The 17980-nt window shown below is 35.9% G+C and carries 18 protein-coding genes; 11 read left to right on the top strand and 7 right to left on the bottom strand.

Annotated features, from left to right (window positions below):
• Positions 1 to 206: 206 nt before the first annotated feature.
• Positions 207 to 587 (top strand): septal ring lytic transglycosylase RlpA family protein, encoded by a 381-nt coding sequence (locus AC2A1G_RS11870; RefSeq protein ID WP_484047126.1) that lies wholly within the window; start codon positions 207 to 209, stop codon positions 585 to 587.
• An 85-nt stretch (positions 588 to 672) separates the two neighbouring features.
• On the opposite strand, the gene AC2A1G_RS11865 is transcribed toward AC2A1G_RS11870, so the two are convergent.
• The 4 genes from AC2A1G_RS11865 to AC2A1G_RS11850 form a co-directional block, all read right to left on the bottom strand.
• The gene (locus AC2A1G_RS11865; RefSeq protein ID WP_484047125.1) at positions 673 to 1437 is read right to left on the bottom strand and encodes an exodeoxyribonuclease III; all 765 of its coding nucleotides are present in this window, start codon (positions 1435 to 1437) and stop codon (positions 673 to 675) included.
• Between the two features lie 27 nt (positions 1438 to 1464).
• On the bottom strand, positions 1465 to 2004 hold the full coding sequence (locus AC2A1G_RS11860; protein ID WP_484047124.1) for a ribosomal protein L7/L12: 540 nt from the start codon (positions 2002 to 2004) through the stop codon (positions 1465 to 1467).
• Positions 2005 to 2135: 131 nt separating this feature from the next.
• Entirely contained in the window at positions 2136 to 3680 is a 1545-nt protein-coding gene (gene porX, locus AC2A1G_RS11855; RefSeq protein ID WP_484047123.1) for a T9SS response regulator signal transducer PorX, read from the bottom strand.
• A 380-nt stretch (positions 3681 to 4060) separates the two neighbouring features.
• Positions 4061 to 5878 carry a T9SS type A sorting domain-containing protein gene (locus AC2A1G_RS11850; protein WP_484047122.1) on the bottom strand — a complete coding sequence of 606 codons (1818 nt, stop codon included), beginning with the start codon at positions 5876 to 5878 and terminating at the stop codon, positions 4061 to 4063.
• A gap of 297 nt (positions 5879 to 6175) precedes the next feature.
• Here AC2A1G_RS11850 and AC2A1G_RS11845 point away from each other — a divergent pair, with 297 nt between their 5' ends.
• The 10 genes from AC2A1G_RS11845 (at position 6176) to AC2A1G_RS11800 (ending at position 15098) form a co-directional block, all read left to right on the top strand.
• Positions 6176 to 7393: an HD domain-containing protein gene (locus AC2A1G_RS11845; RefSeq protein WP_484047121.1), complete on the top strand. Its 1218-nt coding sequence runs from the start codon at positions 6176 to 6178 to the stop codon at positions 7391 to 7393.
• Positions 7394 to 7477: 84 nt separating this feature from the next.
• Positions 7478 to 8509, top strand: coding sequence for a UDP-3-O-(3-hydroxymyristoyl)glucosamine N-acyltransferase (lpxD, locus tag AC2A1G_RS11840; protein ID WP_484047120.1), 1032 nt, complete (start codon positions 7478 to 7480; stop codon positions 8507 to 8509).
• Complete coding sequence (locus AC2A1G_RS11835; protein ID WP_484047119.1) at positions 8502 to 9899, top strand: bifunctional UDP-3-O-[3-hydroxymyristoyl] N-acetylglucosamine deacetylase/3-hydroxyacyl-ACP dehydratase; 1398 nt, start codon at positions 8502 to 8504, stop codon at positions 9897 to 9899. The genes lpxD and AC2A1G_RS11835 overlap by 8 nt, the downstream gene beginning before the upstream one ends.
• The gene (gene lpxA, locus AC2A1G_RS11830) at positions 9900 to 10688 is read left to right on the top strand and encodes an acyl-ACP--UDP-N-acetylglucosamine O-acyltransferase (RefSeq protein ID WP_484047118.1); all 789 of its coding nucleotides are present in this window, start codon (positions 9900 to 9902) and stop codon (positions 10686 to 10688) included. It abuts the gene before it with no gap.
• A gap of 15 nt (positions 10689 to 10703) precedes the next feature.
• Positions 10704 to 11051, top strand: a complete 348-nt coding sequence (locus AC2A1G_RS11825; RefSeq protein ID WP_484047117.1) for a hypothetical protein — start codon at positions 10704 to 10706, stop codon at positions 11049 to 11051.
• A gap of 21 nt (positions 11052 to 11072) precedes the next feature.
• The gene (gene efp, locus AC2A1G_RS11820) at positions 11073 to 11639 is read left to right on the top strand and encodes an elongation factor P (protein ID WP_056035970.1); all 567 of its coding nucleotides are present in this window, start codon (positions 11073 to 11075) and stop codon (positions 11637 to 11639) included.
• Between the two features lie 242 nt (positions 11640 to 11881).
• On the top strand, positions 11882 to 12784 hold the full coding sequence (locus tag AC2A1G_RS11815; RefSeq protein ID WP_484047116.1) for an LpxD N-terminal domain-containing protein: 903 nt from the start codon (positions 11882 to 11884) through the stop codon (positions 12782 to 12784).
• A gap of 70 nt (positions 12785 to 12854) precedes the next feature.
• Positions 12855 to 13457, top strand: a complete 603-nt coding sequence (locus AC2A1G_RS11810) for a hypothetical protein (protein WP_484047115.1) — start codon at positions 12855 to 12857, stop codon at positions 13455 to 13457.
• Between the two features lie 23 nt (positions 13458 to 13480).
• Positions 13481 to 14353: a succinate--CoA ligase subunit alpha gene (gene sucD, locus AC2A1G_RS11805; protein ID WP_484047114.1), complete on the top strand. Its 873-nt coding sequence runs from the start codon at positions 13481 to 13483 to the stop codon at positions 14351 to 14353.
• A 100-nt stretch (positions 14354 to 14453) separates the two neighbouring features.
• A complete protein-coding gene (locus AC2A1G_RS11800) occupies positions 14454 to 15098 on the top strand; it encodes a porin family protein (protein WP_484047113.1) in 645 nt (214 codons plus the stop codon).
• A 96-nt stretch (positions 15099 to 15194) separates the two neighbouring features.
• On the opposite strand, the gene AC2A1G_RS11795 is transcribed toward AC2A1G_RS11800, so the two are convergent.
• From AC2A1G_RS11795 to AC2A1G_RS11785, 3 genes are all read right to left on the bottom strand, one after another.
• Positions 15195 to 16505, bottom strand: coding sequence for an ABC transporter permease (locus tag AC2A1G_RS11795; RefSeq protein WP_484047112.1), 1311 nt, complete (start codon positions 16503 to 16505; stop codon positions 15195 to 15197).
• Positions 16506 to 16590: 85 nt separating this feature from the next.
• A complete protein-coding gene (locus AC2A1G_RS11790) occupies positions 16591 to 17502 on the bottom strand; it encodes an ABC transporter ATP-binding protein (protein WP_484047111.1) in 912 nt (303 codons plus the stop codon).
• 100 nt (positions 17503 to 17602) lie between these two features.
• On the bottom strand, positions 17603 to 17953 hold the full coding sequence (locus AC2A1G_RS11785) for a T9SS type A sorting domain-containing protein (RefSeq protein ID WP_484047110.1): 351 nt from the start codon (positions 17951 to 17953) through the stop codon (positions 17603 to 17605).
• Between the last annotated feature and the right edge of the window lie 27 nt (positions 17954 to 17980).

Genomic DNA, 17980 nt, shown 5'->3' with positions numbered 1-17980 from the left:
ATATACAATGTTTAGTTAATTAAATTAACTTTTAAGTGTAATTTTTAACACAATTTAACAAACGTGCTCTCGATTGAATCAGAACGTGATTTTAGGCTGAATTTAACTTTTTATTAGATTTTCATTAACAGTCGTTAACAAAAAAAATAGGTCACTACTATTTTGCACTATACTTTTGCCAAGTCATTAACCCAAAAAATTTCAAAATGATGAAAAGATTTATTCTTGTAATCATAATGATGATTTCTGCACTCGGTGTTTATTCTTTTACAGAAAACACTGCAGATGCCAAGAAAACAAGTTATGCGTCGTATTACCACGATAAATTTAACGGTAAAAAAACAGCCAGCGGAGAAGTATTTGATAACAGCAAATTAACCGCAGCCAACAGAACGCTTCCGTTCGGAACTTTGGTAAAAGTAACCAATCTGAACAACGGAGAAGAAGTAATAGTAAAGATCAACGACAGAGGTCCGTACCATTCTTCAAGAGCATTAGACCTTTCTAAAGCCGCGTTTGACGAAATCGGAAATATTGCCAGCGGCAAAATTCCAATTGAATATGAAGTTGTAGAAGTCGAAGAATAGACTTATAAAAAATGGTAAAGCCAACTGATCGCAGTTGGCTTTTTTTATTGCTGAAATAGTATGTCTTTAATATTTTCAAATAACTTTAAATCTCGAATTCCAGCATCGCTGGACAGTGGTCAGAATGCACGGCTTCCTTTAAAATAACCGCTCTCGAAAGTTTGTCTTTCATAGGGTAGGAAGCAAAATTATAATCCAGTCTCCAGCCTTTGTTATTGGCTCTTGAGTTTTGTCGATAACTCCACCAGGTGTAATTATCCGGTTCACTGTTGAAATGCCTGAAACTGTCGATCAGTTCGCATTCATTGATGAAATCGGTCATCCATTCTCTTTCCATCGGCAGAAAGCCTGAAGTATTCTTTAAACCCACCGGATTATGAATATCAATCGCATGATGACAAATATTAAAATCGCCCGAAATAATCAGGTTAGGAATTGTTTTGCGGAGTTCTTTAATGTAGCTCAGGAAGTCATAACAAAACTGCATTTTAAATTCAAGCCTTTCAATATTGGAAGCCGACGGAACGTAAACTGAAATGACAGAAAAGTCTTCAAAATCTGCTCTTATTACTCTTCCTTCGTTATCATAACTTTCAATTCCGCAACCGTATTCTACGTGTTTTGGTTTAATTTTAGAGGCGATTCCCACTCCGCTATAACCTTTTCGTTGTGCAGAATGCCAAAAGCTTTTGTAGCCTATTTTCTCAAGACTTTCAATATCAATCTGGTCATTTCCCGCTTTGCTTTCCTGAATACAGATGATGTCTGGATCGGCAGTTTTCAGCCAGCCTAAAAAATCTTTTGTGAAAGCGGCTCTGATGCCGTTGACGTTGTATGTAATTAATCTCATAATGAATAAAAAAATAGCTGATGGGTTTTAATAATCAGTTTTATAGTAGAAAAAATATAGAAGCAGCATAATTACACAAAATAAGACGAAAAATAAAATCCATTTGCCGGAAGAATTGCTTTCTACAAATAAAGTGCTTTGCTTATTCTCAACTGGATGATTAACAGCATTCCTTTCAAAATGATTTGTTGGTTTTGGATTAAAATTAGTTTCTTTTCTTTCAATACTTTCAACAAAGTCTTTAGAATCTTTCAAATTTCTTCCTGTTGTTTCATATACAAGTTTTACAGCATTTAATTTTTTATTTTGCTGCAAAAGTTGGCGAACCTGCTCTTCGATGTTGCTCTTCGCTGAAGTTTCTTCCAAATAATTATTTTCTAACCTGCTATCAGTCTCTCTAAACTTATTTTCTATAAGCTGATCAACCAGTTCTTTAGATTCTTTTAAACCCAATCCTGTAAAGTCTTTTACCGTTTTAATAGCAGAAATAACTTCTCCTTTGCGCACAAGCTCCTGCACCGCCGAAAGAATATTATGCTTCTGCAATAAAGTTTGATAGTCGTTCATATTAACTGGAATTTGATGTTCGTTTTACGAAAATACAAAAAAAACGGGCGGAAAAAATCAAAGATTTTTTCCGCCCGTAATAATATATTAAATATACTTAAATCCAAAAGCAATCAGCCAAAAGCCAGCTGCTATTTCGGCTCAAGAATACTGATCGGAATAATACATTCCTCCAGAGAAATTCCTCCGTGTTGGTAAGTTTCCTTATAATAATTTACAAAGTGATTGTAATTTTTTGGATACGCTAAGAAAATGTTGTTTTTAGCGAAAATATACTTAGAACTTAAATTTCCTTTCGGTAAAAATAATTTTTCCGGATTCGTAACTGCCCAGACATCACTTTTTTCATACGTTAAGCTCTTTCCTGTTTTGTATCTGATATTTGTGGAAGTTTCTCTGTCGCCTACAACTCTGCTCGGTTTTTTCACATAAACTGTTCCGTGGTCGGTAGTGATGACCAGTTTGAAACCGTTTTCAGCAGCTAACTTGATGATTTTAATTAAAGAAGAATTTTCAAACCAGTTATAGGTTAAGGATCTGAAAGTTTTATCATCTCTGATGAGCTGATCTACAATGTGATTGTCGGTCTTGGCATGAGAAAGGATGTCGATAAAATTGTAGACAATTACCAAAAGGTCATTGTTTTTATGCTGATTGAAATCTTCATAAATTTTCTTTTCGAAATCTGCATTCAGGATTTTCAGATATTTCATCGATTTTGAGCTCAAACCGATTCTTTTCATCTGGTCTTCAAGGAAATCTCTCTCAAATTCATTTTTATTACCGTCTTCATTGTCGTTAAACCATTTTTCTGGAAAGCGTTTTTCAATCTCAGAAGGCATTAAACCCGCAAAAAAAGAATTTCTTGCATACTGAGTCGCCGTCGGTAAAATACTGTAGTAATATTCCTCTGAAACTTTGTTGTAGAATTTTGTAAACAAAGGTTCAATTACTTTCCACTGATCGTATCTCAGGTTGTCAACCATCAGAAGAAGTACTTTTTCTTTCTCAACCTCGGGCTTCACTTTTTCTTTGAATAAAGTATGGCTCATCATAGGTTTTTCGGTATCGGTCAACCAGTCTTCGTAATTGTTTTCAATAAATTTAGCAAACTGAATATTGGCTTCCTCTTTTTGAGATTGCAAAAGATCTGCAAACTCATTGTCTGCAACTTTATCAAATTTCAGTTCCCAATTCACGATTTTCTTGTAATATTCTGCCCAGTCCTGATATGTTCTCAGGTAAGAAAGTTCAAGCGAAAGATTTCTGAATTCCTGCTGATACTGTAAAATCGTTTTTTGCTCTACGAGGTTGTCTTCCTGAAGATTTTTCTTTAATGAAAGTAAAATCTGGTTAGGATTTACAGGTTTCAGAATATAATCGGCAATCTGAGATCCGATGGCTTCTTCCATGATGTGCTCTTCCTCACTTTTGGTTACCATCACAATTTTCAGGCTGCTGTCTTTCAGTTTGATCATAGGAATCGCTTCCAGCCCGGAAATGCCCGGCATATTTTCGTCAATCAGCGTTAAAGCAAATTTCTCAGAATCCATCAGTTCTAAAGCCTCATTCACATTGTTTACAGGCGTCACATGATAACCTTTTTTTTCTAAAAATACGATATGAGGTTTGAGTAAATCTATTTCATCATCGATCCATAATATTTTATCTGACATATATAAAATTCAAAGTTTATAATTAAGAGTTCAATGTTTTTGAACTGTGGTATCAGTTCCAAAATTACGCCAAAACATCCTTAAGAATTGCATAAAGTTATCACAAATTCTTATAAAAAAGTAGAACGTAAAAATGTGTTTTTTAGTTTATTTTCTAGCAAAATTATAGTGTAAACCTAGCTCAATAACCATTATGGGATTCAATTTTAGAAGTGATTTACATTTTATCGTAATCAATGTTGAAAAATTGCATTATAGGTACAGAAAAAATGTTTAGATTACATGATTAAGTGATGAATATTTAAAAAAAAATAAATATTATCCCTGCAATATTTTACTCAGTATTAATTTTATAAAGTGGTTTGACTTGATTTTATATATTATTTTACAATCATTTTAAACGTCTTCAGCGATTCATTTTTATCGTTTTTTATTGTCAACAAGTAAGTTCCTGATGTCATCTGGTTTTTAAAATTAAAATGTTGGGTTTCCTCTCTATTCATCTTTTGATCTAAAATCTTTTTACCCGAAATATCATAAATGTTAAAATAGCATTGTGCTTTGGTGAAAATATTTCCTTTTACAAAAAATTCACCTTTGTTTGGATTGTCAAAGAGTTGTATAGTGGGCTTTTTATCACTTTCTTCTGTACTAAGCGTTGTGCTTGCGAATTTAGACAGAAAACCAACAAAGTAACCTGTATTAGATGAAGGATAGATAATACTGTTTTGGATAGCGTTGGGTTCTGTAAAACCGGTTGGTGAAATAGTACTGCCATACAGATAAAAAGAATCACCGGAGTCTGAAAATTTGCCGTAAATTCTCTGTTTTAAGGTTGTGTTGGTGGGAAGTCCTCCGTAATATGAGGTGAAAAGTCTGTTTCCATCAGTGTCAAACATTGTGAAAACTGGATCGAATCCAGAAATACTCTGTTGCGGTTTATTTGTAGAAAAAGCACCTGAAGTAGACATGTTGGTTGTGCCGTTTTGTACATGGGTTAATAATATTTTGCCGTTTTTCACATCCATACTGCCATCTACTGAGGTAGTTTCATATCCGTCATAAGAATCTTTATCGGGAGATCCATAGTAAGTTCCCCATATTCTTTCACCCTGCACACCAAACTTTGCAAGATACAAATCGTTTTCCCCACTCTCAATGCTTTGGTAGGCTCCTGGGCTAGCAAAATAAAAGTTCGTGTCAGTACTCAAGGCTGTGAAAAAAATTCTTCCCATTAGGTATACACTGTCTGCCTGAGCTATTATGGTATGTGCGTAACAATTTGAATTACCTCCGGGTCCATAATAAGTTCCCCAGATTTTAGTACCATTGCTGCCGTTGAATTTCAAAACGATATTTGAATTTGAAGGTACAGTATCAAAAGCACCGGGCGTGCCAAACAAAGGTGAATTGTAGACATTCTGATTACGGCTGAGTACATACACATCATTGTTATATACAGACATCTTTGGATATAAAAAAGTTGTCGGAATATAAGTTGCCCAAACCTTTTGCCCTTGTGCGCTAAGCTTGATAATATAGTTGTTAGGTATACCTTGCGTATTTAAAATGGTGAAAGTTGGAAAAGCTGTTCCGGAATCTCCCAATGTCTGCCACTCTGTTCTTCCCAATAGATAAACGTTACCATCATTATCAGTTTTAATGTAGTCATTATAGTAATAGTCATTAATCAGATTATTGATATGTGGCGTATAGGTCCTCCATAGTAAATTATCATTAGAATCGTATTTTTCAAGTAAATAATTAGTAAGGCTTCCTGGTTCTACCCCTGATGAAAGCCAAGCCCCCGCAGTAGGTGTTCCACTGGTTACCACTTTAAAATAGTTACCATTACTATCCCGGTGAATGACTCCGTTATTCTGATAGCCATAAAACTGCAATGACGAAGTGGAAGACTGTATTTTTGAACTATAATAATTTCTGTGATTGGTGTTGAGACTTGGTTGAAAACCTTGTGCTCCAGGTGTAATGAATTGGTTGTAATAAGCGTTGGATGGTACTGCAGCAGAAGCTTGAGTGTAACCATCCAAAACCACATTACCCTTATTTTCATACAATCTGCACACTACATTATCAACAGCGCCCAAATAAGTACCCCATACCCTTTGATAATTAAACGTTTGAGCGTCACATGGTATTGTTGCAAGCAGAAGTGCAATATATTTAATTGTTTTCATAGGCTTAAATAGTATATATCAGTCGTAATATTTGTGATTTAGATGTGTTTATTAATATAAATTTTATAATAATTAGCTAAATTTAGTGCATTATTTTCTAAAATATAGAATGTATTATATGAATTTTTCCGAAATCAAAACCAATGTAATTATTATTTCAAAATTTTTGGATACGTGGAAAAATATTTTTTGCAGATTTACGAAAAGTCCTTTTTAATTTCTAAAGTATTTCCCAATTAAAATTAAAAATCTGTTAAACTAAATTTATCTAATTTTGTAGTATTAATCATCTTTTAAATGAACATCAACAAGCTCAAGATTATCAACGATCCCGTTCACGGTTTTATAAAAATCCCCCACGAAATTCTTTTTGATGTCATTGAACATCCATATTTTCAGAGATTAAGAAGGATCGGGCAGACCGGACTTTTAAATCTGATCTTTCCTGGAGCAACCCACACGAGATTTCATCATGCCCTTGGAGCGATGCATCTGATGTTTACTGCTCTGGAAACTTTAAAACAGAAAGGGATTTCTATATCCGTTGAAGAAGAAAAAGCGGCGATGCTGGCGATTTTGATGCACGATATTGGTCACGGACCGTTCTCACACGCCTTGGAAAGTATGCTGATGGATGATTGGCATCACGAAAACCTTTCTTTATTATTAATGAACCGATTAAATGATGAATTTAACGGCGAATTAACTCTTGCTCTGGAAATGTTTCAGGGGCAATATCACAGAAAGTTTTTTAATCAGTTAATTAGCTCGCAACTGGATGTTGACCGTCTGGATTATCTTAAAAGAGACAGCTTTTTTACAGGCGTTTCTGAAGGAAACATCAATGCCGAAAGAATTGTTTCGATGATGAATGTATGTGAAGAAGGCGAATTGGTAATCGATGCTAAAGGAATTTATTCAATAGAAAACTTTCTTACTGCAAGAATGTTTATGTATTGGCAGGTTTATTATCACAAAACATCTGCGTTGGCAGAATTTCTTTTGGTGAAAATTCTTGAAAGGGCTAAATTTCTCGTTTCTCAAGGTGTAGATCTTCCCGCAACAGAGAATCTGAGGTATTTTTTATATCGTGAAAATAATGAGGCAACGGATGAAGATATTTTCAGATTCACGCAGTTGGACGATAATGATATTATTCAGGCAATGAAACTCTGGAGAAATTCTGACGATAATATACTAAGCTATTTTTGCAAGTGTGTAATAGAAAGAAATTTACCTAAAACCATTATTTCTTCTCAACCATTTGATGCGCAATTTACTAACGAAAAAATAAAAACTACCAACGATTTTTTCAGAATCAGCAACGGTGATCTTCTTGTGCACGAGATTAAAAGAAAACTTCTGCCCTATGACAGTGAGAAGCAACCTATCTACCTTTTACAGAAAAACGGAAAAAAAATCCGTTTAGACCAATCGCAGGATCAGCTGTTGTCTGGTTTGTTAATTACTAAAACACAGCGTTTTATATTAACTTTTCCACGTGAGATTTCCTGATTAAAATCTTAAATATTATTAAAATTTAACATCGGAAATCCAAATTATGTTTGTGAATAACAGAAATTCTTATCTTTGCAGAATATGGAATTTACAGCTTCGCAAATTGCAAGTTTTATCAACGGAAAAATCATAGGTGACGAAAATGCACTTATTACTGGTGTTTCGCCCATTGAGAGCGGAGAGACTGGTCATCTTTCTTTTGTAGCACAAGAACGTTTTGCACATCATTTAGATAGTTCTAAGTGCTCAGTACTTATTGTCACCGAGACGCTTATCAGCAAAAATCAATATAATTCTACGATAATAGCAGTAAAGGATGCTTACCTTTCTTTTCAGATTTTAATGAATCTTTATCAGGAAATGCAGGGCAGAAAAGAAGGCATCGAAGACGGTTCTTCTATACACGAAACTGCTGTTTTGGGCGATAAAGTTTACGTTGGTGCTTTCACTTATGTTTCAGAAAAAGCAAAAATAGGAGAAGGTACACAGATTTATCCTCAGGTTTACATTGGTAAAGGTGTGAAAATTGGCAAAAACTGTAAAATTGACAGTGGTGCAAGAATCTACGATTACTGTATTATTGGTGATAATTGCATCATTCATTCCAATACAGTGATTGGGGGAGACGGTTTTGGTTTCCAGCCGACTCCTGAAGGTTTTCAAAAAATTCCTCAGTTAGGAAATGTCATTATCGAAGATAATGTAGAAATTGGTTCCAACTGCAGTATAGACAGAGCAACAATTGGCTCAACCACTATTGGAAAAGGGACAAAAATCGATAATCTCATCCAGATTGCACACAACGTAAAAATAGGTGCCAATAATGTCATCGCATCACAAACTGGGATTGCCGGATCAACTACGATTGGTGACTGGAATCAGATTGGCGGTCAGGTAGGAATCGTTGGTCATATAAAAATCGGAAGTCAGGTGAAAATTCAGGCACAAAGTGGTGTGAACTCAAGTGTGAATGATAAGGAAACCGTTTATGGTTCGCCTGCAATTGCTTACAACGACTATTTAAGAAGCTACGTACATTTCAGAAAATTGCCAGAATTGGCAAAAAGAATAAATAATCTTGAGAATTCCTCAAAAGATCATACTAATGAGTGATATGCAAAAAACACTTCAGGAAGAGGTTACTCTCTCTGGAATTGGCCTTCATACTGGTAGAGAAGTAAAATTAACCATCAAGCCTGCTAAAGAAAATACAGGTTTCATTTTCGTAAGAACAGATTTGGAGGGGCATCCTCAGGTCGAAGCTGATGTAAACTACGTTGTTGCTACAGAAAGAGGTACTACTCTTGAAAAGTTAGGCGTAAAAATCAACACTTGCGAGCATCTTTTAGCAGCCTTAGTAGGTTGCGATATCGATAATGCTTTTCTTGAGATGGATGCTTCTGAGCCACCTATTTTAGATGGTTCTTCGAAGTTTTTTGTGGAAGCTATCGAAAGTGTAGGTGTGGTAGAACAAGCTGTAGCCAGAGAATATTTGGTGGTAAAGGAAGTATTAAGTTACAGCGATCCTGCAACGGGTTCTGAAATTACCATTATTCCTTCGGATACATACGAAATTACGACAATGGTAGATTTTGGAACTAAAGTTTTAGGAACTCAAAATGCTACACTTAAAAATATTTCAGAATTTAAAGAAGAAATTTCATCTGCAAGAACATTCAGCTTTTTGCACGAATTAGAAATGCTTCTGGATCATGGTTTAATAAAAGGTGGTGATATTTCAAATGCTATCGTTTATGTAGACAAAGATCTTACTGCTGAAACGACAGAAAAATTAAAGAAAGCTTTTGGTAAAGATCACGTTGCAATAAGACCCAACGGAATTCTTGACAATTTAACTTTAAATTATCCAAACGAAGCTGCAAGACACAAATTACTTGATGTAATTGGTGATCTAGCTTTGACAGGAGTGAAAATTAAAGGGAAAGTAATTGCCAACAAGCCGGGACATTTCGTCAACACGCAGTTTGCAAAAAAACTGAACCGCCAGTGGAAACTTCAGAAGAAGAAAAACGTTCCGGAATTTGATTTAAACAAACCACCGGTTTTTGATATCAATGGAATTATGAGGTTGATGCCTCACAGATATCCGTTTTTATTAATTGATAAAGTTCTTGAACTTTCTGATACGCATGTGGTAGGTTTAAAGAATGTAACATTCAATGAGCCGTTTTTTGTAGGGCATTTTCCTAAAGAACCGGTGATGCCGGGAGTTTTACAGGTTGAAGCTTTGGCTCAGACAGGTGGAATTCTTGTTTTGGCAAGTGTTCCGGATCCTGAAAATTATTCTACTTATTTCATTAAAATAGATAAGGTAAAATTCAAAAGAAAAGTAATTCCTGGAGATACTTTGGTCTTTAAAATTGAATTGATCACGCCAATCAGAAGAGGTATCGTGCACATGCAGGGTTACGGATACGTTGGCGATACAATAGCCGTAGAAGCAGAACTAATGGCTCAAGTAGCTAAAAATAAAGTTGACTAAATGATTCACCAACTAGCGGCCGTAGATAAACGTGCAAAAATTGGCAAAAATGTAGTGGTAGAACCTTTCACCACAATTGCTGCAGATGTAGAAATTGGCGAAGGTACATGGGTAGGATCTAATGTAACCATTATGGATGGTGCAAGAATCGGAAAAAACTGTAAAATTTTCCCGGGAACGGTAATTTCTGCAATTCCGCAGGATTTAAAGTTTGACGGAGAAGATACGCAGACTATTATCGGTGATAATACTACTTTGAGAGAGTGTGTTACTGTAAACAAAGGAACTAAAGCCTTGGGATATACCAAAGTAGGAGATAACTGTCTTATCATGGCAACTTCCCACATCGCTCACGATTGTATCATTGGAAATAATGTTATTATTGCCAACGGATGTGGTATTGCAGGTCATGTCGAAATAGGCGACTTTAGTGTGATGGGTGGTCTTTCTGCCATTCAGCAATTTGGTAAAATTGGTAAACATACAATGGTTTCGGGAGGATCATTAATTAGAAAAGATGTTCCACCATATATCAAAGTTGGTAGAGAGCCGATTTCTTACGCTGGAATTAATTCTGTAGGTTTAAGAAGAAGAGGATTTACCAATGATAAAATCTTTGAAATTCAGAAAATTTACAGATATATCTTTCAGATGAAAATGAATGTTACACAGGCGTTGATTCATATTGAAAAAGAAATGCTTCCGACTGCTGAAAGAGATGAGATTTTAGAATTTATCAAAAACTCTCCGGGTGGTATCGTAAAAGGATACGGAACAAGTAAAGAATAATTTAAATCTAAAAAGATGAAAAATTTAATCTTGATTTTTACAGGTTTTGCAGCAATTGCTTTTGGGCAGGAGAAAAGAAACTCAGATTGGGCAACAAAAGATTCGGTTGCAGTAAACAATGTAAATTCTATTCTCATAAATTCTAAGAAATCTTTTTCAGGTTTAAAGTCAGATTTTAAAAATTCATCAGAAATTAATAAAAATCTTAATCAGCTGTTAGTTAATACAATCAATTTTAATACGGTTATCAATGGGCAGTATGTGGATCAGGTTTCCGCAGGAACATTTACAAAACCAAGAATTGATGCGGTTGACAGAGCTGGAAGAACGCTGCTGAGTGTTCCGGTTTATAGATCAAAATAAAAAAATTACATACAAAATATAATGGCAACAAGTAACGATATCAGAAAAGGTCTTTGCATCGAATTCAGTAATGATATTTTCAAAATTATTGAATTTCTTCACGTAAAACCAGGTAAAGGTCCTGCATTCGTAAGAACAAAAATGAAGTCTGTAACCAACGGAAAAGTTTTAGATAACACTTTCTCTGCAGGTCACAAAATTGATGAGGTAAAGGTAATCACAAGAAAGTTCCAATATCTTTATGATGATGAGAATGGTTTCCACTTTATGAATAACGATGATTTCTCTCAGTTATACTTAAACAAAGAAATGATTGAAAACTCAAACCTGATGAAAGCAGGTGAAGAAGTAACCATCATTTTGAAAGAGGCAGACGAAACTCCACTTTCTGCAGAATTACCTCAGTCTGTTTACCTTGAAGTAGTAGAAGCAGATCCGGGTGTAAAAGGAAACACTGCAACCAACGCCTTGAAAAATGCAATCGTAGAAACAGGAGCAAGAGTAATGGTTCCATTGTTCATCGAGGCTGGCGACAAAATCAAAGTAAGCACAGAAGACGGTTCTTACCTGGAAAGAGTAAAAGAGTAATTTCACATAAATATTGAAGCTGAAAGCGTTATAACTTTCAGCTTTTATTTTTTTATGGCAGCTTTATCCGCCCTCCGTTCCCGCTTTTTTGCCTCCGCTTCGCTGCAGCAAAAAGAGCTCCACTCAGGTCGGGCTGCAAAGTTTGGCAAAATAAATACCTTTTCAAATTCAAATTATTACGCAGTAAGACACTAAAAAGATCCACTGCATAAAAATCACTCATCGATTATTACTAATAGATTATGACCTTTCATCAGCCACAAAAATTAAAAACAATTGCCGAACTTATCGGAGCAAAATTCGTAGGTTCAGAAGATTTTCAGGTTTTTGGTACCAACGAAATTCACAGAGTAAAATCCGGTGAAATTGTTTTCGTCAACCATCCAAAATATTACGACAAAGCTTTAAATTCTGCTGCCACCATTATTTTAATTGATAAAGAGGTAGAATGCCCGGAAGGAAAAGCGTTATTAATTTCAGATGATCCTTTCGGGGATTTCAATAAAATCAATATCCACTTCACACGAATTTACAATTTCACAGAAACATTGCACGATGTTGAAATAGGCGAGGGCACCAAAATTCATCCATCAGCAGTTTTAGGAAAGAACATTACCATCGGAAAAAACACTTTGATTTTCCCAAATGTTGTCATCGGCGACCGCACGGTGATTGGTGATAATGTTGTCATTCAATCCAACACAGTTTTGGGAGGCGATGCATTTTATTACAGAAAACTCAACGGCAATTTTGACCGTTTAATCTCCGTAGGAAATGTTGTAATTGAAAACAATGTTGAAATAGGAAACGGCTGTACTATCGACAGAGGCGTTACAGATTCCACGATTATCGGCGAAGGTTCAGTTTTAGACAACCAAATTCAGATTGGTCACGATACGGTTATTGGTAAGAGATGTCTGATTGCTTCTCAGGTAGGTATTGCAGGATGCTGCATCATCGGTGATGAGGTAACTTTATGGGGACAGGTTGGTATTGCTTCAGGAAATAATATCGAAAGTGGCTCCGTACTTTTAGGCAAAACGGGAGTCAACCGTGACCTGAAAAAAGGTACTTACATCGGCATGTTTGCGGAAGATTACAAAACTTACCTCAAAAAAGAGGTGAAAATGAGAAATCTTGAATAAACAAATGCCTCGGTTTTATTTAAAATCAAAGAAAAATAAGTAAATTTGTGAGCGTTATCAGATAGATTTAATGAAAAAATATTTTTCTCTATTCTTAATTTTTACACTGTCGTTTGTTTTTGCTCAAAAATTACTTGATGCAAGAATTATTACGATGGAAAATGATACACTTCAGGTAAAGATGAAGGTGAAAACCAACGCTTTCGATCCTACATTGCTTTACGTAACAAGTTTTAATACAAAAATTAATACGGTAGATGAGAATAAGACAAAATCTAAAATTGAGGTTTCTACCGTGAAAGAACTTACACTTACAGATTATACAGGTAAAAACAGATTTTTTTTTAATAAATCAGATGACAAAAAAGTTCTTTTGGAAAGATTGTATAATGGCGAAAATCTGGAGTGGTGGAGAGACTATTCATCAACTACAGGTGGTGAAAATGCGGTAGATTTTCTGTATAATAAAAAGACAGAAAAAGGAACAGGATTGTCTTACTTTACAGGAATTCCCAAAAAAAAGCTCAAAGAATTTTTTTCTGATGAACCACAGATAAACATTTTTATAGATGAGTCCAAAAGCAGTCCGCTGAGACATGCAGAAAATAATATTAATGCTGTTATGGAATCTATCATCAGAAAATACGAGTCATTAAAATCAAACAAACAGTAAATTAAACAATAAATTATAATAAAATGTCAATTTTAGTAAACAAAGATTCTAAAGTAATTGTACAAGGTTTTACAGGAAACGAAGGTACTTTCCACGCAGGCCAAATGATTGAATACGGAACCAACGTTGTAGGTGGTGTTACTCCGGGGAAAGGAGGTAGCGAGCACTTAGGGAAGCCGGTATTCAACACTGTAGCTGATGCTGTTGCAAAAGCAGGAGCAAACGTAAGTATCATTTTTGTACCGCCTGCATTTGCTGCAGATGCAATCATGGAAGCTGCTGAAGCGGGTATCAAAGTAATCGTTTGTATTACAGAAGGGATTCCTGTGGCGGATATGGTGAAAGTAAAAGCTTACATCGCTGACAAAGACTGCAGATTGATCGGGCCAAACTGTCCTGGTATCATCACTTCTGATGAGGCTAAAATTGGTATTATGCCAGGTTTCGTTTTCAAAGCTGGTAAAGTAGGTATCGTTTCAAAATCTGGAACTCTTACTTACGAAGCTGCTGATCAGGTTGTAAAAGCTGGTTACGGAATTTCTACAGCTATCGGAATCGGTGGTGACCCAATTATCGGTACTACGACAAGAGAAGCTTTAGAATTATTCATCAACGACCCGGAAACTGAAGCGGTTGTAATGATCGGAGAAATTGGTGGAGGTCTTGAGGCTGAAGCTGCAAGATGGTACAAAGCAAGTGGTTCTACTAAGCCGGTTGTAGGTTTCATCGCAGGTCAAACTGCTCCAAAAGGAAGAACAATGGGGCACGCAGGTGCTATCGTTGGTGGTGATGAAGATACTGCTCAGGCAAAAATGGAGATCATGAGAGAAAACGGAATCAACGTTGTAGACTCTCCTGCAGAAATTGGCGCTACTATCGCAAAAATTTTAGGATAAAAACATATTGATATGAAATCGCCATTTATAAAACAGTGCAAACGAACACAATAAAGATGTGGCGATTACATGTGTCCTTTAAAAATAATTAAAACTACATATGAAAAAAATATTATTGGCATCAGCTTTAGCCTTTTCCCTAATGGCTTCCGCACAGATCGATTTCAGAAACACAAGATTCGGTCTTACTGCAGGAGTTAATAATTCCAGAGTAAAAAATGCGCACAATCCTTCAGGTGGAAGATTTTCCTTTCAGGGTGGTGTTTTGGCATTGATTCCTATGGGAAGTTCTAATCAGTTTTTCCTTCAGCCGGAAGTAGTGTATTACGGTGCAGGAGAATCGGGAAAGGATAAGGATGCAAAAGGTATGCAAGGCTACAACGCAATGTATGCAAATAATTACATTAGCGTACCGGTTTCATTTAAAGGCTATTTTTCTGAAGCTGAATCTGAGTTTTTCGGACAGGTCGGCCCGAGATTCAACTTTTTGATTGATCAGAAAGTTACAAATGAATCGAGAGAGATTTACCGTACAGACAGATTCGGAAAAGCAAAGTCTTTTAATTTTGCATTGGGTGCCGGTATTGGTTACAGCTACAAAAGACAGTTGGAACTGGCTCTTAAATACGATTTCGGATTATCAAATACCTATCCAGATTTGGATGAGAGCAAGATTGACCCGAATTCTGCAAAGAAGAAATCAGAGCAGGTTTTAAGTCTTAGCTTAAGCTATATCTTTAATTAATATTTTATATCAGAAGATAAAAACGCCCGGTTTCCATTGGAAACCGGGCGTTTTCTATTTGTGAGTGATTAGTTATAATAGCTGTTCGTGTAGAGACTACTCTTTAATCCACTTCCAGATCTCCTTCATACTTGCCTTATTTCCGTACATCAAAATCCCGACTCGGTAGATTTTTCCTGCAACAAAAATCATAAAAATGGTCGTCGCCAAAAGCAGAAAAATAGAAAGTGCAATCTGCCACGCCGGAACCCCAAACGGAATTCTTGCAATCATCGCAACGGGAGAAGTAAACGGAATAATCGACAGCCAGAAACCAAGCGGGCCGTCAGGGTTATTCATCACCGAAAAACTTCCGTACATTCCCAACATCAGCGGAAGAATGGCAAAAATGGTGAATTGCTGCGTTTCCGTTTCATTGTCCACCGCCGAACCGACAGCTGCGTAAATTGAGCTGTAGAACATATATCCCAAAAGGAAAAACACAATAAAAACAAAAATAATTAACGGGAAATTCAGTTCCAAAAGACTGTGGGAAATCTGAGTTCCCATTTCCACGATGTCAAATTTTGAAACCATCTCTTCATCCGCCCCGGGAATATTTTTTTGAATGGATGAAAAGCCTGTGTTTAAAACCAAAGCGCCAATCACCGACATGGTAATCCAAACGATAAACTGGGTGAGGGCAACCAACGTCACGCCCAGAATTTTCCCCATCATCAGCTCAAATGGCTTCACAGAAGAAATAATGATTTCCACCACACGGTTGTTTTTTTCTTCCAAAACGCTTCGCATCACACGAACGCCGTAAATAATGATAAACATAAATGTAACGTACATCAAAAGCATACTGAGCACACTTTTCACACCGAAAGCCATGTCAGAATCTTCTTTATCATCGTTGGTAAGATTGATCGTGGTAAGCGAAAATCTTTTATCCAAATCTTCAAGCTGAGAATTCTGAATGCCGAGCTTTTTTATTTTTTCTTTTTTGAGAACTTCATTGATGTCTGAAGCAATCATTTTTTTGGTGTCAAAACCAATTTTTGTATTGAGCAGAAGCTGCGTGTTTTTTTCAAAACCTGCATAATCAGATCCGTTGAGCTGAGGTAAAATCAAAATTCCATCAGTCGCCTCACTTTTCTTCAGAGACTCAACTTTCTTTGCCGGATTTGCCTCTGTAATAAAGTTGTAATTGATTTTATCGTCTGATTTCAATGCGTTTTTAAACAATCCGCTGTTATCAACAACTTCAATTTTTGTATGAGATTCATTGGCTTTAAACATCAGCCCGATGACTGCTCCGAATGCCAAAAGCAGGATAGGAGCCAAAAGAGTAAGCACAACAAAAGATTTTTTCTTCACCTGCGTAAGAAATTCTCTTTTGGTTATTAAGATTATATTGTTCATAAATTTTTATTAAAAGGTTGGGTGCTGGAAGTTTGATGCTGGATGTCTGATCTTTGATCGTTTATCAATCATCATTTATCACTTATCACCCATTATTAGAGACTGCACTAATAAAAACCTCATTCATACTTGGGATTTTCTCCTCAAAAGTCCTTATGTTTCCGGTTTTCAGAACTTCGGTGATGAGTTCGTTTTGCGAAATTTCGTTCTTAATGTCAAATGTTGTCAGGCTGTGTTCACTTTTCAGATTTAAAACATTAAATTTTTCTTTAAATACATTGAAATTTTCCTGATTCACTTCAGAAAGTTTTACAGCAAAAATATTTTTCTTGAATTTCTCACGAACCTCAAAAACCCTTCCATCAATGATTTTTTTTGAATGGTTGATCAAAGCCACGTAGTCGCACATTTCTTCCACGCTTTCCATTCTGTGGGTGGAAAGAATAATGGTTGTCCCATTGTTCTTTAAATCTATTATTTGATCTTTAATTAAATTAGCATTCACGGGATCGAAACCTGAAAATGGTTCATCCAAAATCAGAAGATTGGGTCTGTGCAAAACCGTCACCACAAACTGTATTTTCTGAGCCATTCCTTTGGAGAGTTCTGTCAGTTTTTTCTTCCACCACTGGTCGATATGAAGTTTTTCAAACCATTTTTTAGCTTCCGAAAGCGCATCATTTTTAGACATTCCTTTCAGTTCTCCAAAATAAAGAATCTGATCTCCGATGCTCATATTTTTGTACAAACCACGTTCTTCAGGCATATATCCTATATTTCTGATGTGCGACGGATTGAGTTTTTCCCCATCGATATGAATGTCGCCGGAATCTGCTTTGGTGATCTGATTGATGATTCGGATAAATGATGTTTTTCCGGCACCGTTGGGACCGAGAAGTCCATAAATACTGCCTTTGGGAACCGAAATACTGAAATCGTCTAGTGCGATTTTTTTCCCCGAATCGTAGGTCTTTATAATATGCTCAGCTTTTAACATGAGAAATTTTTAGAAATAAATTAGAAGCCGAAAGTTACGGAATAATTAACTCAGAATAAAGTGCAAAAAAATCCTGATGATTATCAGGATTGAGTAGATTTTATTGTTTAACGATTTGCGTTACTTTCTGAGTGTTGTCGCTCAGAATATAGCGAATCATGTATTTACCGGGTTTCAACTTTTCAATATTAATTTCACTTCTGTTGGCGTTGATGTTATAGCTGGCTACCTGAGTTCCCATTATTGAGTAAAAGGTAACGTTTTTGATTTTTAAGTTGGCATCCTTTGCTTTCACCATCAAAAAGTCTTTTGCCGGATTTGGATATGCGGTCAAAATTCCGTCATCAGATTTTTGAGATACGGAGGAAGGCTCTCTCAGTTGAGCTTTCAATTGATTTGAAAACCCTAAAAAGCTGCCTGTGAATATAATTAAAAGTAAAATTTTTCTCATTAAACGCATTTTTGCATATAAACTATT

It is taken from the genome of Chryseobacterium sp. HNCC26DJ240 (assembly GCF_057180485.1).
The sequence above is the reverse complement of the archived record's forward strand: the minus strand, read 5'-3'. Positions and strand labels throughout refer to the sequence as shown.

Bases quoted from the DNA above. Each gene is read 5' to 3' on its own strand.
- AC2A1G_RS11795 (WP_484047112.1), bottom strand. From the start codon at position 16,505: ATGAACAATATAATCTTAATAACCAAAAGAGAATTTCTTACGCAGGTG.
- AC2A1G_RS11825 (WP_484047117.1), top strand. From the start codon at position 10,704: ATGAAAAATTTAATCTTGATTTTTACAGGTTTTGCAGCAATTGCTTTT.
- AC2A1G_RS11810 (WP_484047115.1), top strand. From the start codon at position 12,855: ATGAAAAAATATTTTTCTCTATTCTTAATTTTTACACTGTCGTTTGTT.
- AC2A1G_RS11835 (WP_484047119.1), top strand. From the start codon at position 8,502: ATGAGTGATATGCAAAAAACACTTCAGGAAGAGGTTACTCTCTCTGGA.
- AC2A1G_RS11845 (WP_484047121.1), top strand. From the start codon at position 6,176: ATGAACATCAACAAGCTCAAGATTATCAACGATCCCGTTCACGGTTTT.
- efp (WP_056035970.1), top strand. From the start codon at position 11,073: ATGGCAACAAGTAACGATATCAGAAAAGGTCTTTGCATCGAATTCAGT.
- sucD (WP_484047114.1), top strand. From the start codon at position 13,481: ATGTCAATTTTAGTAAACAAAGATTCTAAAGTAATTGTACAAGGTTTT.
- AC2A1G_RS11800 (WP_484047113.1), top strand. From the start codon at position 14,454: ATGAAAAAAATATTATTGGCATCAGCTTTAGCCTTTTCCCTAATGGCT.
- porX (WP_484047123.1), bottom strand. From the start codon at position 3,680: ATGTCAGATAAAATATTATGGATCGATGATGAAATAGATTTACTCAAA.
- AC2A1G_RS11850 (WP_484047122.1), bottom strand. From the start codon at position 5,878: ATGAAAACAATTAAATATATTGCACTTCTGCTTGCAACAATACCATGT.
- AC2A1G_RS11790 (WP_484047111.1), bottom strand. From the start codon at position 17,502: ATGTTAAAAGCTGAGCATATTATAAAGACCTACGATTCGGGGAAAAAA.
- AC2A1G_RS11865 (WP_484047125.1), bottom strand. From the start codon at position 1,437: ATGAGATTAATTACATACAACGTCAACGGCATCAGAGCCGCTTTCACA.
- AC2A1G_RS11785 (WP_484047110.1), bottom strand. From the start codon at position 17,953: ATGAGAAAAATTTTACTTTTAATTATATTCACAGGCAGCTTTTTAGGG.
- AC2A1G_RS11860 (WP_484047124.1), bottom strand. From the start codon at position 2,004: ATGAACGACTATCAAACTTTATTGCAGAAGCATAATATTCTTTCGGCG.
- AC2A1G_RS11815 (WP_484047116.1), top strand. From the start codon at position 11,882: ATGACCTTTCATCAGCCACAAAAATTAAAAACAATTGCCGAACTTATC.
- lpxA (WP_484047118.1), top strand. From the start codon at position 9,900: ATGATTCACCAACTAGCGGCCGTAGATAAACGTGCAAAAATTGGCAAA.
- AC2A1G_RS11870 (WP_484047126.1), top strand. From the start codon at position 207: ATGATGAAAAGATTTATTCTTGTAATCATAATGATGATTTCTGCACTC.
- lpxD (WP_484047120.1), top strand. From the start codon at position 7,478: ATGGAATTTACAGCTTCGCAAATTGCAAGTTTTATCAACGGAAAAATC.